This is a genomic window from Cellvibrio sp. KY-YJ-3, assembly GCF_008806955.1.
In the GTDB taxonomy this organism is placed as follows: Bacteria; Pseudomonadota; Gammaproteobacteria; order Pseudomonadales; family Cellvibrionaceae; genus Cellvibrio.
In genome coordinates, this window is the sequence record NZ_CP031727.1 from 176895 (window position 1) to 193169 (window position 16275).

17 protein-coding genes are annotated in these 16275 nt (G+C 49.1%); 2 read left to right on the forward strand and 15 right to left on the reverse strand.

Annotated elements, in window-relative coordinates:
• The first annotated feature begins 34 nt into the window (after positions 1–34).
• Positions 35–1507 (forward strand): MFS transporter, encoded by a 1473-nt coding sequence (locus D0B88_RS00760; protein ID WP_007644510.1) that lies wholly within the window; start codon positions 35–37, stop codon positions 1505–1507.
• Positions 1508–1624: 117 nt separating this feature from the next.
• On the opposite strand, the gene D0B88_RS00765 is transcribed toward D0B88_RS00760, so the two are convergent.
• From D0B88_RS00765 to D0B88_RS00785, 5 genes are all read right to left on the reverse strand, one after another.
• Complete coding sequence (locus D0B88_RS00765; RefSeq protein ID WP_007644508.1) at positions 1625–2665, reverse strand: LacI family DNA-binding transcriptional regulator; 1041 nt, start codon at positions 2663–2665, stop codon at positions 1625–1627.
• Positions 2666–2881: 216 nt separating this feature from the next.
• Positions 2882–3796 carry a S1 family peptidase gene (locus tag D0B88_RS00770; RefSeq protein WP_151059140.1) on the reverse strand — a complete coding sequence of 305 codons (915 nt, stop codon included), beginning with the start codon at positions 3794–3796 and terminating at the stop codon, positions 2882–2884.
• A gap of 183 nt (positions 3797–3979) precedes the next feature.
• A complete protein-coding gene (locus D0B88_RS00775; protein ID WP_151054360.1) occupies positions 3980–4918 on the reverse strand; it encodes an ABC transporter substrate-binding protein in 939 nt (312 codons plus the stop codon).
• A 124-nt stretch (positions 4919–5042) separates the two neighbouring features.
• Entirely contained in the window at positions 5043–5633 is a 591-nt protein-coding gene (gene ssb, locus D0B88_RS00780) for a single-stranded DNA-binding protein (protein WP_007644503.1), read from the reverse strand.
• A gap of 100 nt (positions 5634–5733) precedes the next feature.
• On the reverse strand, positions 5734–7179 hold the full coding sequence (locus D0B88_RS00785) for an MFS transporter (protein ID WP_151054362.1): 1446 nt from the start codon (positions 7177–7179) through the stop codon (positions 5734–5736).
• A 188-nt stretch (positions 7180–7367) separates the two neighbouring features.
• Between D0B88_RS00785 and uvrA the strand changes: the two genes are divergently transcribed.
• On the forward strand, positions 7368–10250 hold the full coding sequence (uvrA, locus tag D0B88_RS00790) for an excinuclease ABC subunit UvrA (RefSeq protein ID WP_151054364.1): 2883 nt from the start codon (positions 7368–7370) through the stop codon (positions 10248–10250).
• Positions 10251–10400: 150 nt separating this feature from the next.
• Here uvrA and rplQ read toward each other — a convergent pair whose 3' ends face one another.
• The 10 genes from rplQ to rpsE form a co-directional block, all read right to left on the reverse strand.
• A complete protein-coding gene (gene rplQ / locus D0B88_RS00795) occupies positions 10401–10793 on the reverse strand; it encodes a 50S ribosomal protein L17 (protein ID WP_040393178.1) in 393 nt (130 codons plus the stop codon).
• 137 nt (positions 10794–10930) lie between these two features.
• Positions 10931–11917 (reverse strand): DNA-directed RNA polymerase subunit alpha, encoded by a 987-nt coding sequence (gene rpoA / locus D0B88_RS00800; RefSeq protein ID WP_007644499.1) that lies wholly within the window; start codon positions 11915–11917, stop codon positions 10931–10933.
• Positions 11918–11943: 26 nt separating this feature from the next.
• On the reverse strand, positions 11944–12564 hold the full coding sequence (gene rpsD / locus D0B88_RS00805; protein ID WP_007644498.1) for a 30S ribosomal protein S4: 621 nt from the start codon (positions 12562–12564) through the stop codon (positions 11944–11946).
• Positions 12565–12576: 12 nt separating this feature from the next.
• Complete coding sequence (gene rpsK / locus D0B88_RS00810; RefSeq protein ID WP_007644497.1) at positions 12577–12972, reverse strand: 30S ribosomal protein S11; 396 nt, start codon at positions 12970–12972, stop codon at positions 12577–12579.
• A gap of 56 nt (positions 12973–13028) precedes the next feature.
• On the reverse strand, positions 13029–13385 hold the full coding sequence (gene rpsM, locus D0B88_RS00815) for a 30S ribosomal protein S13 (RefSeq protein ID WP_040393175.1): 357 nt from the start codon (positions 13383–13385) through the stop codon (positions 13029–13031).
• Positions 13386–13617: 232 nt separating this feature from the next.
• Positions 13618–13734: a 50S ribosomal protein L36 gene (rpmJ, locus tag D0B88_RS00820; protein WP_039912586.1), complete on the reverse strand. Its 117-nt coding sequence runs from the start codon at positions 13732–13734 to the stop codon at positions 13618–13620.
• Between the two features lie 22 nt (positions 13735–13756).
• On the reverse strand, positions 13757–15094 hold the full coding sequence (secY, locus tag D0B88_RS00825; protein ID WP_078045168.1) for a preprotein translocase subunit SecY: 1338 nt from the start codon (positions 15092–15094) through the stop codon (positions 13757–13759).
• 10 nt (positions 15095–15104) lie between these two features.
• Positions 15105–15539, reverse strand: coding sequence for a 50S ribosomal protein L15 (gene rplO, locus D0B88_RS00830; RefSeq protein WP_007644492.1), 435 nt, complete (start codon positions 15537–15539; stop codon positions 15105–15107).
• A 1-nt stretch (position 15540) separates the two neighbouring features.
• Complete coding sequence (rpmD, locus tag D0B88_RS00835) at positions 15541–15726, reverse strand: 50S ribosomal protein L30 (protein ID WP_040393171.1); 186 nt, start codon at positions 15724–15726, stop codon at positions 15541–15543.
• Positions 15727–15761: 35 nt separating this feature from the next.
• Entirely contained in the window at positions 15762–16271 is a 510-nt protein-coding gene (gene rpsE, locus D0B88_RS00840) for a 30S ribosomal protein S5 (protein ID WP_007644490.1), read from the reverse strand.
• Positions 16272–16275: the final 4 nt, after the last annotated feature.

Sequence of the window (16275 nt, forward strand, 5' to 3'; positions counted from 1 at the left end):
CACTCAACTAAACCAATAACAAAGGCAGTACACAATGAAACAGCCCACCCTTCCCTTTTGGCAGGTCTGGAACGTCAGTTTCGGCTTTCTGGGAGTTCAACTCGGTTTTGCGCTACAGAACGCCAACGTCAGCCGCGTGCTTTCGGATTTGGGGGCAGATTTACATTCACTCTCACTCTTCTGGCTTGCTGCGCCCATTATGGGTTTGTTGGTACAGCCGATTGTGGGTGCTGCGTCTGATCGCACCTGGAACCGTGTGGGCCGCCGTCGTCCTTATATTTTAGGCGGTGCGATTGCCGCCGCCGCTGGCATGTTATTGATGCCCAATGCCTCGCTCTTTGTCGCCTTTATCACCCCTATGCTATTTGGCGGTTTGATGTTGGCGCTGATGGACGGCGCCTTTAACGTCACCATGCAGCCCTTCCGCGCGCTGGTAGCAGATATGGTGCCCAATGAGCAGCGCACCCTCGGTTACTCCATTCAGGCATTGCTGATTAATATCGGCGCCGTGATCGGCTCCATCCTGCCGTTTGTGCTCACCAATGTGATCGGGCTGGAAAATACTGCCCCCAAGGGTGAAGTTGCCCCCACCGTCACCTGGGCCTTTTATATCGGTGCCAGCGCCTTGTTCCTCACGGTGCTTTGGACTGTTATCCGCACCAAGGAATACGCACCTGCGGAATACAATCGCTACAAGGGCCTGACCGCCGCCGTTGCGCCTGCGGTGAAACCTTCCCTGTTGAAACGCCTGGGGGATTTCTGGCAGCTGTTTATCCATATGCCCAAAACCATGCGCCAACTGGCGATAGTGCAGTTCTTTTCCTGGTTCTCCCTGTTCATTATGTGGGTCTATACCACCCCGGCAATCACCCAATATATTTGGGGCATAGACGCCAAATGGTTTGATTCGGATTACCTGCATTCACTGGAAACCATTCCCCCGGAAATCGCCGCCGCCAAAGGCGCTGCCGGTGACTGGGTAGGTATTATTTTCGCCGCTTACTCACTTTTTGCTGCATTGTTTTCTCTTGTGCTCACACGCATCGCCAATCGTTTTGGTCGCAAGCTGACCTACTCGCTCTCACTACTGGCGGGCGGCTTGGGTTATTTGAGTTTTGTGCTGTTTCAAAATGCAGAAATTGTGCATGTGGACTTATGGATCACCCAAGTGGATATTCCTCAAGGCGCGCTGGATTTATTAATTCCGATGATTGGCATCGGCATCGCATGGGCGGCAATTCTCGCCATGCCCTACGCGATTCTGGCCGGCTCACTGCCCGCCGATAAAACCGGTGTGTACATGGGCATTTTCAACTTCACCATCGCCGCGCCGCAAATTGTGTCCGGTTTGGTTGCGGGGCAAATTTTAAAATATGTATTCCACAACGAAGCGATTTATATCGTGATGCTGGCGGGTGTATTTATGATTCTCGGTGCGCTGTCGGTTTATTTTGTGCAGGACAACAATGCCGCAAACGACGCGGCCGCAGTTCCTCAGGGTCATTGATATTGAGCGACCAGGCAACAAAAAACTGAATAACAAGCAGAGCAATAAAAAAACCGCTGTAGTGAAAGCTGCAGCGGGTTTTTCTTGTTGGGACTAATCAGTTATCCATCAGAACCGTTATTTCTTAAATGGTTTTGCACCGCAGGAACTGCGCACCATTAATTTTGCCGGCAACAACATAGATTCCGGCCGCTCCCCACTCACCAGCTTTAACAAATTCTCTACCAATAATTCACCCGCCAATTGCGTATCCTGCTGCACCGTGGTGAGTGCCGGATGGGTGTAGGCCGCCATGGGAATATCATCAAAACCCATAAGCGCAACATCCTGCGGCACATGCATGCCCGCTTCTTCCAATGCCGTCATGGCACCAATGGCAATCAAGTCGCTCGCACCAAATACCGCATCAAAAGGTACGCGACGCTGCAGTAAACTCATGGTCGCTTTGTAGCCTTCCGCTTCCGAGGTTTCAGCGGCGACTTGCAGTTTCGGATCTACCGCAATACCGGCTTCCTGCAACGCTTTACAAAAGCCGTGATAGCGGTCAGCAAATTCAGGGCTGTGCTCGGATACGTCACCGAGAAAAGCGATATTTTTATGCCCGAGTGCAATTAAATGTTGGGCGGCATTGTAGGCGCTGTTGAAATTATCGCAGCCAATGGAGACGCCGGGTTGCCCTTCAAGTACCGGCCCCCAGGTAATAAAATGCGCGCCGACTTCAGTGAGATAAGTCAGTTTTTTTACAAAGGTTTCGTAATCGCCATAACCCAAAAAGATAATGCCATCAGCGCGATTGGCATCCTCGTAATCTGCATGCCAGTCCTCACTAAATTGCTGGAAGGAAATCAATAAGTCAAAGCCGCGGTTGGCCGATGCACGGGTAATACTGCCCACCATCGAGAGGAAAAAAGGGTTGATTAAGGAATTACCGGTGCCGTGGTGTTCGCACAATAACAAGGCGATAGTTTTGGTTTGTTGTGAACGCAAACTGCTCGCATTTTTGTCCACTTTGTAATTGAGTTCGCGTGCAATTTGCTGCACTTTCAACCGTGTTTCTTCATTGACCAGCGGGCTATTGCGTAATGCGCGCGACACGGTCGATTGGGATACGCCCGCGCGGTAGGCAATATCAAAGGATGTGGGTTTATCGTCTTTCAACTGGGGTACCCTCGCTGTGGTTCCATTATTTGTTGTAATTGTTGTGGTGGACTTTCTTAGACGCTTAAGTTCGCATTGCGTTAGGGGGCTGATACTACAGCAACCCCCTTTTTACGTACAGCGGAGGGGAAAGGTGCACTAGGGGTGCTGGGCAATTTGGGCATATTTCAGCGTAGTCAGCTCGCGGTGCAGATTGCCGGGAAAATGACGAAATACTTACACCATGCGACGACGCTGTATAAACAGCCCTAGCCCACCCAACATTAGCAATAGCACACTGCCGGGTTCGGGTACTTCATGGGTCGCAATGTGAAAATCGATCCAGTCGATAAAACTGCTGACTCGCGTTGAACCATAGGCATCGCCATAATCGACCAAACCGTTGTTGGTAAAATCGGTGATAAACGAATGCACACCCGCCAAATAAATTTGGCCATTTTCCTGAATAAAAACACCACCACCGGAATCACCTGGGGCAACCATGATCTCGAGCACTGTCGCCAGATCATCAAAATCCGCGCCGATAAAATCGAAAAAATTAAAAGATTGATCGGTTGGATGATCAAAGTCAGACCAAAGAATTTGGTCGCCATCACCCTGCAATGACCAAATGTTGTCAACAATATTAGTACCTGCGCGGCGCTGATAATCGATACCTTCTATTCCCGTTTCTCCGTTTCCGGTATAACCAAAACCGACACTGGCCGATGAATGCAAAAATTCATTGTTGCCGTTATAGAGTTGTGCAGGGGCCACATCAAAGTCCGTCTTGAAATGCATTAGGCCTATATCCCAACCATCGACAAGGCCATAATCACTAAAGTTTTCATGAGAGACCCAGGTATCTGCCTCGTAAAAACGCCAACCCGTTTCACCCGGCAAATAAAATTGCATCGCCTGCGCTTTATTGACGCAGTGCCCCGCAGTTAGCACCCAATTTTTATTGATTACCGTTCCGCTGCAAGAGTAGGGCGAGGCGCCGGTATCACCAAAAATTAAACCCACCCCATTAAAGGCAGGATCATTCGCAAAACCGGTATACCAGGAATCGGGGGTGTCGTGGCGGATAATGCCTGCAGAGACAGGCACGCTTAGTGCGGCAACTAACAAACTTGTTATTAATTTCATCATTCCTTATTCCCTTGAAAATAGTTGTAGATATTGATGTTTCCTTTAAAGCGCCCGAAACCTATCGGGCGCGAAAATATATCCTGTTTAAAATTGATAATACAAGCATGGTAAAAAAATCATGCCGTAACAAAACACAGCAAAAAACATCAGCGCACATCATTTTCTATCATGCGCAGATAAAAATTACAGCGAGGGTTTAAAGTCAGCCATCTCAGAGGGCAGGATAGGATTTTTCAAGGTGATCATTGTGCGCCGGTGCAAATTAACTGCAGTTAAATCGGCAGCAAAATAACGGTCAAAAATTTTATCCAATTCACCATTTTCACTGATGATTTTTAGCCCTTGGGTTACTCGCTCCGCAAGCGCGGTGTTGTCGGGATTGACATAAAACACCAGCGGAAATGGATAAAACACTAGCAGCGAAGATTCCACCATCAATTGGCCAGATTTAGCAGCGCGCTCCTTGAACACACTTGTAACTTCGTTTGCACCAAAGGTCACATAATCAAACTCTTTATTTTCCAAGCGAGTAAACAGCTCTTCAAAACTGCCCTTCTCTACCACCGGGTAGCCATTTTGGCGAAACAGTTCGGCGTCGGCCCAAGTGGCGGGAATACCCATCGTAAATTGCTGCAACTGCGCGGGAGTTTTAATCGCCGCAAACTTTTCTTTGTCTGCGGCACGAATAATTAAAATGCGATGCCCTAATAATCCTTTCATCAGCGGCAGTGGAATTAAGGTTTTCTCCTCGTTGGCCAACTTGGCATTGCCTGCGACAGTGCCAAAAATATCGAAGCCTTTGCTGCGAAACACACTGGCTTCATCTTCCGCGCGCGGGTAATCCGTTAAATCTTCCACTAGCGCCCAATCACCCGTCTTTTTACTGCTCGCCTTCAACGCTAATTCCAATACTTCGCGCTCATATTGCTGGCGCGATGCTGTTTTATTGCCGTTCCACAGCTTGATGGTTGCGTCAGCGGCAACTCCGGCAGACGCCGCTTGTGGGCTTGCGGCAACCGCGAGTGAAATCCCCAAGCAGCTCACCAATAACCCGCGTGTGAAGTGGCGCCAAGTGAAAAAAGCTAACGCAAAAGTTGCCGATAAAAATGTGTTTGTTGTCATTAAGAAAGCCTCTGTTATTTTTAATTATTTACCTGTCGCAAACGAATCAACAGGCCAGATACAAAACAGGGCGCACTTGAAGCAAGTGCGCCCTGTTGAAGCCTAACAAAACATCGCTGTTTTATCAGAATGGAATATCGTCATCAAATGAGTCAAAACCCGCCGGTTGCGGCGGTACGTTTTGTTGTGGTGCAGGGCGATTCGCGGGCTGGCCGAAACCACCTTGATTGCCACCGCCCTGATTATTGGCTGCCGGTTTAGCTGCAGCTTGGTTATAGGCATTTTGTGCAGGCGCATTGCTGTGCTGTTGGTTATTGTACTGAGGAGTCTGATCAAACCCGCCCGCGCCCATATTGTTGCCCATACCTGCGCCGTCACCGCGACCGTCCAGCATTTGCATTTCGCTCGCCACAATCTCGGTGGTGTAGCGATCAGTGCCGTCTTGCGCCTGCCATTTACGCGTGCGCAGTGCACCTTCGATATATACCTTTGAGCCTTTTTTCAGATACTCGCCCGCGATTTCCCCCAGGCGATTAAAAAATACAACTCGATGCCACTCGGTGCGCTCTTGCGGTTGACCGGTGTTTTTGTCTTTCCAGGTTTCGGAGGTAGCTACGCTGACGTTAGTCACGGCACCGCCAGAAGGCATGTATTTTACTTCCGGGTCTTGCCCGATATTGCCGATCAAAATTACTTTGTTAATCCCGCGAGCCATGCTGCATTCCTCTTGATTGTCCGAGTATCCGCCTTCTGTTTTTATGCGAGGGCGGCATTCAGGTTGATGGGTTATTGCCCCCTGCGGGGCGTCGGTCACTCTACACGTCTGCGCTGCCATCTACAATTGCGGCAAGCTGTTTACGATTAACTCTACGCTGATCAACTTTGAGATAAATCGTATTTTCCGAGGCGACAATTACCACCTCCGCAACGCCATCGACCGCGCGCAGTTTATCGGCCAAGCCCTGCGGATCCTGCCCCTTGAGAGGAATCAGCACACTCGCCAAAAAACTTGGCGGTTGCATCGACCAGGCAACAACCAGCCAAATCGCAATTAACACCGCGTTCACTAAAAACACCGCATTGGCGCCCTGCTCCTGCAACAGCCAACCGCCCAGGGCACCGCCGCCAAATACACCCAATACCTGACAGGTAGAGTAGATTCCGGTCGCCGTACCCTTGGCACCCGCCGGTGCAATTTTGCTCACCATGGAAGGCTGGGTCGCCTCCAACACATTAAAGGCGATAAAAAATACAAACAGCACAAACAAGGCAAAAATACGATTGGCGCCAACCACCATCAATGCCAGTTCAGCAATCAGCAACAGGACAACCGCAATCAGGAATACACCTTTAATCTTGCGGCGCTTTTCGGCAATGATCACAAACGGCAGCATCAATACAAAGGCAAAAGCGAGCAGCGGGAAATAAACCAGGCCGTGATAATCGCGCGGGATTTCCAGCTGGTTTTGCAGCATTAACGGCAGTACCACAAAGCTCGACATCAACACAAAATGCAGGACAAATATCCCGATATTTAAACGCAATAACTGCGGGTGACGCAGGGTTTTACCCAGCAGTGCGGGCACTGCCACCGCCTCGCGTTTAGGCCGCTGCACCTGCGCAACATTGGGCACCAACTGCAGCAGAATATAAACCCCCACAATACCCAGCACAGCAGTCAACCAGAAAATCGCGGATACCCCACCCCAAGCCGCCAACAGCGGGCCGGCGGTCATCGCCAATGAAAAGGACACGCCTATTGATGCACCGATAGTCGCCATCGCCTTGGTGCGATTCTCTTCCGAGGTGAGATCGGTAAGCAGCGCCATGACCACCGCCGAGATAGCACCGCCACCCTGCAGGAAGCGCCCGAAGATTAACCCGTAAACCGAATCGGCCAGAGCCGCCACCACACTGCCGAGCACAAACACAATCAGCCCGGCCAAAATCAGCGGTTTGCGGCCAATACGATCAGACAGCACGCCAAACGGAATCTGCAATAAAGCCTGACTGAAACCATAGGCGCCCAACGCCAGGCCCAATAAAAATGGGCTGTGATGCGCGTACTCTGTGCCATATAACGCGAGCACCGGCAGCAGCATAAACAAACCGAACATACGGAAGGTATAAAGCGCCGCCAGCGACCAGACGACTTTTTTCTCAAAAGGCGCGGGTGTGGAAAATTGAATGGAGTCAGCAGGTTCTTGCATGGCAAAGGGTGTCGCGTAAAGGGTTTCAGCAAAGGGGCGATAGTGTACCAACTAGCGCCAAGCACACACCATCAATCGCCAAAAGAAACTCACACCGCTGCTACAGGGCTTTACCAAGACTTACGGAATAATCCATATCGGTGACATCTGTCAGCAAAGCATTGGCGTATAATCTGCCCCTTTGGGCGAATCACCACCGTCGCCTGTTCCTTGTCAGTAGCCTGAGCGGATTGCAGTAGATGGACAAAATTATCGTGAGGGGTGCACGCACCCATAACCTGAAAAATATTGACCTGGATATCCCACGCGACAAACTTGTCGTGATCACCGGCCCCTCCGGCTCGGGCAAATCCTCCCTCGCCTTTGACACCCTCTACGCCGAAGGCCAGCGCCGCTATGTGGAATCGCTCTCTACCTATGCGCGCCAATTTTTGTCGATGATGGAAAAACCCGATGTGGACCACGTGGAGGGCTTGAGCCCGGCGATCTCCATCGAGCAGAAATCCACCTCACACAACCCGCGCTCAACCGTGGGCACAATCACCGAAATTTACGACTACCTGCGCCTGCTCTATGCGCGGGTGGGCGAAGCGCGCTGCCCGGAGCACAAGGTGCCACTCGCCGCACAGACCATCAGTGAAATGGTGGACACCACCCTCGCCTTACCGGAAGGCACCAAGCTGATGTTGCTGGCACCGGTGATTCGCGAGCGCAAAGGGGAGCACCTGCACATCTTCGAGCAGCTCAAGCGCGATGGTTTTATCCGCGCCCGTATCGACGGCATTTTGTGCGATCTGGACGATACACCCAAACTCGACAAGAAAAAGAAACACACGGTAGAAGTGGTTATCGACCGTTTTAAAGTGCGTGAAGACCTGAAGCTGCGCTTATCGGAATCCTTCGAGACTGCTCTGAACTTGTCCGAAGGCATCGCTTGCGTTAGCTATATGGACGGCGAAGCGCCCGACCGTTTGTTTTCGTCCAAACACGCCTGCCCGATTTGCGATTACAGCCTGACCGAACTCGAACCGCGCCTGTTCTCATTTAACAACCCCGCCGGCGCCTGCCCTACCTGTGACGGGTTAGGTGTGCATCAATTTTTTGATGAAGACAAAGTGATTCAGGATACCAGCCTAAGCCTGTCTGACGGCGCCATTCGCGGCTGGGACAAGCGTAATGTCTACTATTTCCATATGCTGGCATCGCTGGCCAAACACTATGGTTTTAACGTCGATACACCCTGGTCAAAACTCAAAGCCAAACAGCGCGAAGCGGTTCTGTACGGCTCGGGTGATGAAGTTATCGAATTCAACTACATCAATGATCGCGGCGATGTGTACAAGCGCAGTCACAGTTTTGAAGGCGTATTGCCGAATATGGAGCGCCGCTATCGCGATACCGAATCCAACTCGGTACGCGAGGATCTGACCAAATTTTTATCCAGCCAGCCCTGCCCGGACTGCGAAGGCACGCGCCTGCGTATAGAGGCGCGCAACGTATTTATCGACGAGCGCCCGCTGCCCAAAATCACCGAAATGCCGGTCGCCGATGCCTACGATTACTACATGAAATTGGCCTTTACCGGCCGCAAGGCCGGCATCGCCGATAAGATCCTCAAAGAGCTGCGCGACCGCTTCCGCTTTCTGGTGGATGTTGGTCTGAATTATCTGACCCTTAATCGCAGCGCGGAAACCCTCTCGGGCGGTGAAGCGCAGCGGATTCGCCTCGCCAGTCAAATCGGTGCAGGGTTGGTGGGTGTGATGTATATCCTCGACGAACCGTCAATCGGCCTGCACCAGCGCGACAATGAACGATTGCTAAAAACCCTCACCCACTTGCGCGATATCGGCAATACGGTAATTGTGGTGGAGCACGACGAAGACGCCATCCGCCTTGCTGACCATGTGATCGACATTGGCCCCGGCGCTGGCGTGCACGGCGGGCAAGTAATCGCGCAGGGCAATGTTAAAGCCATCATGGCAAATAAAGATTCAATCACCGGCCAGTACTTAAGTGGCACGCGCGAAATTGCAGTACCAGAAAAACGCCATCCGTTTGATGACAAGAACAAGTTGCGACTGATTGGAGCCAAGGGCAACAACTTACAAAACGTCACCCTGGAAATCCCCGTGGGCCTGATGACTTGCGTGACGGGTGTATCTGGCTCGGGCAAGTCCACACTCATTAATGCAACGCTTTATCCACTCGCCGCCACTGCCCTCAATGGCGCCACCACACTTGACCCAGCGCCACACGACAAAGTGGAGGGCATGGACTTATTTGATAAGTGTGTGGATATAGACCAAAGTCCTATCGGTCGCACACCGCGTTCCAACCCGGCAACCTACACCGGCATCTTTACCCCCATCCGCGAGTTATTTGCCGGTACTCAGGAGTCGCGTTCGCGCGGTTATCAACCCGGCCGTTTCAGTTTCAACGTCAAAGGCGGCCGCTGTGAAGCCTGTCAGGGCGATGGCGTCACCAAAGTAGAAATGCATTTCCTGCCCGATGTCTATGTACCTTGCGATGTGTGCAAAGGCAAACGCTACAATCGCGAAACCCTGGACGTGAAATACAAAGGCAAAAACATCAATGAAGTGTTGGGCATGACCATTGAAGACGCGCGTGCGTTTTTTGATGTGGTTCCGTCCATCGCCAATAAATTGCAAACGCTAATAGATGTAGGGCTTTCCTATATCTGTTTAGGGCAATCGGCCACCACCCTGTCGGGCGGCGAAGCGCAGCGGGTCAAGCTCGCCAAAGAACTCTCCAAGCGAGATACAGGTAAAACGCTTTATATATTGGATGAACCGACAACTGGTCTGCACTTCTACGACATCCAGCAATTACTCAATGTATTACATCGTCTGCGCGATCACGGCAACACGGTTGTCGTGATCGAACACAATTTGGATGTAATCAAAACAGCGGACTGGGTGATTGATTTGGGGCCGGAAGGTGGCAGCGGTGGCGGTCAGATTATCGCTACCGGCACGCCAGAAGAAATCGCACTCATTGAACACTCACACACAGGCCGCTTCCTCAAGCCCATGCTGAAAAACACCCTTGCCAAAACGAAAGTAAAACCAGCAAAAACAACTGCAGCAAAAGCTAAAAAATAATTTAGCCACACAAAAGAAAACGGCGAATCAGATAATGATTCGCCGTTTATATTTCGCAGCCAGAAAGAGAATCACATTGCCATTTTCGACTGACAGAAAATAAAAAAGCCAAGCAGAGCTGCTTGGCTTTTTTGTACAACAGTAAAAAACTTATTCAGCGTCTACTGCAGACTCAAGCGCCTTAGCTGGACGGTCAACCAATTCAACATAAGCCATTGGTGCTTTATCGCCAGAACGGAAACCACATTTCAAAATGCGAACGTAGCCACCTGGGCGAGTATTGTAGCGTGGGCCTAATTGGCTGAACAATTTACCTACGGCTTCTTTGTTATTCAAACGAGCAAATGCCAAACGACGGTTAGCAACGCTGTCTACTTTAGCCAAAGTAATCAAAGGCTCCGCGAAACGGCGTAGCTCTTTTGCTTTTGGCAAAGTAGTTTTAATCAATTCATGCTCAACCAAAGAGGTAACCATGTTACGAAACATGGCTTTACGGTGAGAAGCATTACGGCCTAATTGACGACCACTTAATTTATGACGCATAACAAATACCCTTCAAAAATGGATTGCTAACAGCAATCTCGTTAATCACCCGCACCGAAGTGAGTTAACGGGCAAACTAATAATAAAAACCACCTACCAACATCACTTAAGTAATGTTGGTAGGTGGCTTCAGGTTTTTAGTCGTTTCTCAAACTGGCTGGTGGCCAGTTTTCCAAACGCATACCAAGAGACAAACCGCGTGAGGCCAGAACATCTTTAATTTCGGTAAGAGATTTTTTACCCAAGTTTGGCGTCTTCAGCAACTCAACTTCTGTACGCTGAATCAAATCGCCAATGTAGTAAATATTTTCCGCTTTCAAGCAGTTTGCTGAGCGAACAGTAAGCTCCAAGTCATCAACAGGGCGCAACAGAATTGGATCGATAGCCTCTTCTTTTTGCTCTGGAGCTGATTGTTTTTCACCTTCCAAATCAACAAACACAGCAAGCTGCTGTTGCAGGATAGTCGCTGCGCGACGGATAGCTTCCTCTGGATCAATGGTACCGTTGGTTTCCAGATCTAAAATCAGCTTATCCAAATCAGTACGCTGTTCAACACGAGCACTTTCAACACTGTAAGCCAGACGCTTAACAGGACTGAAGGAAGCATCAAGTTGCAAGCGACCAATTGCACGACTCTCATCATCGTCACGACGACGGCTATCAGCTGGCTGGTAGCCACGGCCACGCGCGATAGTTAAGCGCATTTTCAATTCAGTATTGCCAGTAATATTAGCAATCACATGATCAGGGTTTTTAATCTCTACATCATGATCTAACTGAATATCAGCAGCAGTCACAACGCCAGGGCCTTTTTTAGTCAAAGTAAGAACCGCGTGATCCTTACCATGCATAATTACAGCAACACCTTTCAGGTTCAGCAGGATCTCAATAACATCCTCGCGAACACCTTCAATTGCACTGTATTCATGCAACACGCCTTCGATTTCAACTTCAGTTATGGCACAACCAGCCATAGAAGAAAGCAAAATACGACGCAATGCATTGCCTAAAGTATGCCCGAAGCCACGCTCCAAGGGTTCCAAAACCACGCGTGCGCGGGTTGGCCCACTTTCTGAAACATCGATATGACGCGGAGTTAAAAATTCGTTTACTGCAGTCTGCATAGCAATACCTGTTAGCGGTTCGTCCCTTACTTAGAGTAAAGCTCGACGATGAGGTTCTCGTTGATGTCAGCAGGCAAATCAATGCGATCAGGAATGCGCTTGAATACGCCTTCTTTTTTCTCGCTGTTAACATCTACCCACTCAACATTACTACGTTGGCCAGCCAAGTTCAGTGCGTTTTGGACACGCAATTGCTTTTTAGCTTTTTCGCGAACAGCAACAACATCACCAGCAGCCACTTGGAAAGACGCAACATTTACAGTTTTGCCATTTACACTAATTGCTTTGTGAGAAACAAGTTGACGCGATTCTGCGCGAGTTGAACCAAAGCCCATGCGATAAACAACGTTATCCAAGCGGCACTCGAGCAACTTCAGCAAGTTTTCACCACTGGCGCCTTTACGACGAGCAGCTTCTTTATAGTAACCACGGAATTGCTTTTCAAGAATGCCGTATATACGACGAACTTTTTGCTTTTCACGCAGCTGCACACCGTAGTCAGACAAACGACCACGGCGTTGGCCGTGCTGTCCTGGTGCAGTTTCAATTTTACATTTTGAGTCTAACGCACGCGCACCACTCTTCAGAAAAAGATCAGTGCCTTCACGGCGAGACAGCTTACAGGTAGGTCCAATATAACGTGCCATTCTCTAATCCCCTTACACGCGACGTTTCTTCGGCGGACGACAGCCGTTGTGAGGAATCGGCGTTACGTCAGTAATGTTAGTGATTTTGTAACCAACATTGTTAAGTGCGCGAACAGCTGATTCGCGACCTGGGCCAGGGCCCTTAACTTCGACGTCGAGATTTTTTAAACCATACTCTTTTGCCGCTTCACCAGCGCGCTCTGCAGCAACCTGTGCAGCAAAAGGTGTACTTTTACGTGAACCACGGAATCCAGATCCACCTGAGGTAGCCCATGCAAGAGCATTACCCTGACGATCAGTGATAGTCACGATGGTGTTGTTAAAAGAAGCGTGAATATGGGCAACGCCATCGATCACGGTCTTTTTAACTTTTTTCTTGGTTGTGGTTTTATTACTTGGCTTCGCCATAGCAACTTCTTCCTACTAATTTGTTACCGTAAGTGAATGAAAGACGTAAGCAAGAATTACTTCTTAATAGGCTTACGTGGGCCTTTACGGGTACGAGCGTTCGTTTTTGTGCGCTGACCACGGAGCGGTAGACCACGACGGTGACGCAAGCCACGGTAGCAACCTAGATCCATCAGACGCTTAATATTCATAGATATTACACGACGCAAGTCACCCTCTACGGTGCGCTTAGCAACCTCAGCACGGATAGCATCCATTTGCTCTTCAGACAAAGTGCCGATTTTTACATCTTCAGCAATGCCAGTGGCAGCACAGATTTGCTTAGCCGAGGTACGACCAATCCCATATACATAAGTTAACGAGATAACGGCGTGTTTGTTATCTGGTATGTTTACACCAGCAATACGAGCCATTCAAATTACTCCAGTAACACTTAAATTGCAGCGCTGACAGCGTAAGCACCATCTTCGCCCCTGAACAAAAGGCGCGAAGGATAGCGGCTAATACACCATAAATCAATAGCTAGGCAATTTCTCACCTAACGACAGTCAGCGCCCCCATAGCCTTTATTCAAAACCCACATAAAGAATCAGGCTGGTAATCCTATTGGATACCAGCCTGAAATATTTAAGGAGTACTTAAATATTAGCCTTGACGCTGCTTATGGCGCGGCTCAACGTTGCAGATTACCCGCAAGACACCGTTACGACGTACCATTTTGCAATTGCGACAAATCTTTTTAACAGAAGCACGAACTTTCATGATTCAACCTCAATATCGCGGATTAGCGAGCGTTACCGCTGCCATATCCTTTCAAATTTGACTTCTTCATCAACGATTCATATTGATGAGACATCAAGTGAGCCTGCACCTGAGACATAAAGTCCATTACCACAACCACTACGATAAGCAGTGAGGTACCGCCCAAGTAGAATGGCACTCCAGTGGCAACTACAAGGAACTCAGGCAACAAACAAACTGCCGACATATAGATAGCACCAACCACCGTTAGGCGCGTAAGTACGCTATCGATATATTTAGCGGAATGCTCACCAGGACGAATACCCGGAATATAAGCACCCGATTTTTTCAAGTTATCTGCGACTTCTTTCGGGTTGAACATCAATGCCGTGTAGAAGAAACAGAAAAACGTAATCAGTCCAGCGAAAAACAAAATATACAATGGCTGTCCTGGGCCAATAGCAAGCGCCAACTCTTGCAGCATTTCATTAACCACACCTTCACCGCCTTGGCCAAACCATTGAGCGATTGATGCAGGAAACAACAAAATACTACTAGCAAAAATTGCAGGAATAACGCCCGCCATGTTGATCTTCAGAGGCAAATGGCTGCTTTGTGCAGCATACCCTTGTCGCCCCTGCTGACGCTTTGCATAATTTACAGTAATACGGCGCTGTCCACGTTCGATACGAACAACAAACCAGATAACTGCTATAGCAAGGATACTAATAATCAGTAGCGCTATAATATGTAAGTCACCCTGCCTTGCACTTTCAAATGCTTGGCCAATTGCGCTCGGCATGCCAGCAACAATACCGGCAAAAATCAGCATTGAAATGCCATTACCAATGCCTCGCTCAGTTACCTGCTCTCCCAACCACATCATAAACACAGCGCCTGTAACTAAAGACACTACTGCAATAAAATAGTAAGAAAAACCAGGTTCACCGCCAAATGCATAGGAAGAAAAACTTACCGCCATCGCCAAAGCTTGAACAGTAGCAAGCACTACTGTGAAATAACGGGTGTACTGATTAATCTTCCGACGACCAGCATCACCTTCTTTCTTCAACTGTTCCAACGAAGGAGTAACTGCCGTAAGCAACTGCATAATAATCGATGCAGAGATATAGGGCATGATACCTAAAGCTAGAATACTCATCCGCTCAAGCGCTCCACCAGAGAACATGTTGAACATGCCTAAGATAGTGCCTTGATTCTGGTTAAACAGATTTGCAATTCTTTCTGGATCTAAACCCGGTACAGGTATATGAGTACCTATACGATAAATCACTATTGCCAGAAACAAAAAGCGTAGGCGAGCCCATAGCTCGCCTAAACCTCTTTGATTTGCTAATGGCAGATTACCTGGAGTTGCCATTCGCGCCTCGTTACTCTTCTACTGTTCCGCCAGCGGCTTCAATCGCTGCTTTGGCACCCTTAGATACAGACAGGCCCTTAACAGTGACAGCTTTTTTAACTTCGCCTGAGGCAAAAATTTTAGCGCGTTTGATTACAGAGCTAATCAAACCAGCTTGTTTTAATGTCTCAATATCAACAACCGAACCTTCAACAGCATTCAGCTCTGACAGACGAATCTCGGCAGAAACCAAACCAACACGAGAAGTAAAACCGTATTTTGGCAGGCGAATCTGCAAAGGCATTTGACCGCCTTCGAATCCAGGTCTGACCGAACCGCCAGAGCGGGACTTCAAACCTTTATGGCCACGGCCAGCAGTTTTACCCAAACCGCTACCGATACCTCGACCTACACGTTTTTTTGCATGAGTACTGCCCGGTGCCGGGCTAAGGGTATTCAGACGCATCTTATTCTCCCTCTACCTTAACCAGATAGTTAACTACGTTAATCATGCCACGAACTGATGGAGTATCTTCTACTTCAACAGTGTGACGGATGCGACGCAAGCCTAAGCCTCTTACACAGGCTTTATGGCTCTCCAGGCGATGAGCAGTGCTCTTAACCTGGGTCACTTTAATCATTTTCTTTGACATGGTGAATTCCGCCATCTTGTAATCGAAATAATCGATTAGTTCAGAATATCTTCAACACTTTTACCGCGTTTGGCAGCAACAGCTTCCGGGGAAGTCATTTCTTTCAGCGCGTTAAAAGTGGCACGAACTACGTTTACCGGATTGGTAGAACCGTAGCACTTGGACAGAACGTTCTGAATACCGGCGATTTCGAGTACAGCACGCATTGCGCCGCCAGCGATTACACCAGTACCTTGTGACGCTGGTTGCATATACACCTTAGACGCACCATGAACACCTTTAGTTGGGTATTGAATGGTGTCGCCATTCAATTCAACAGTGATCATATTGCGGCGAGCTGCTTCCATCGCCTTTTGAATAGCAATCGGGACTTCGCGCGCTTTACCGCGACCGAAGCCCACTTTACCATTACCATCACCAACAACAGTCAGTGCGGTAAATTGAAAGATACGACCACCCTTAACAGTTTTAGCAACACGATTAACTTGAACTAATTTTTCTTGCAAGCCTTCGTTGTTGTCTTCTTCTTTCTTAGCGTATGCCATATCT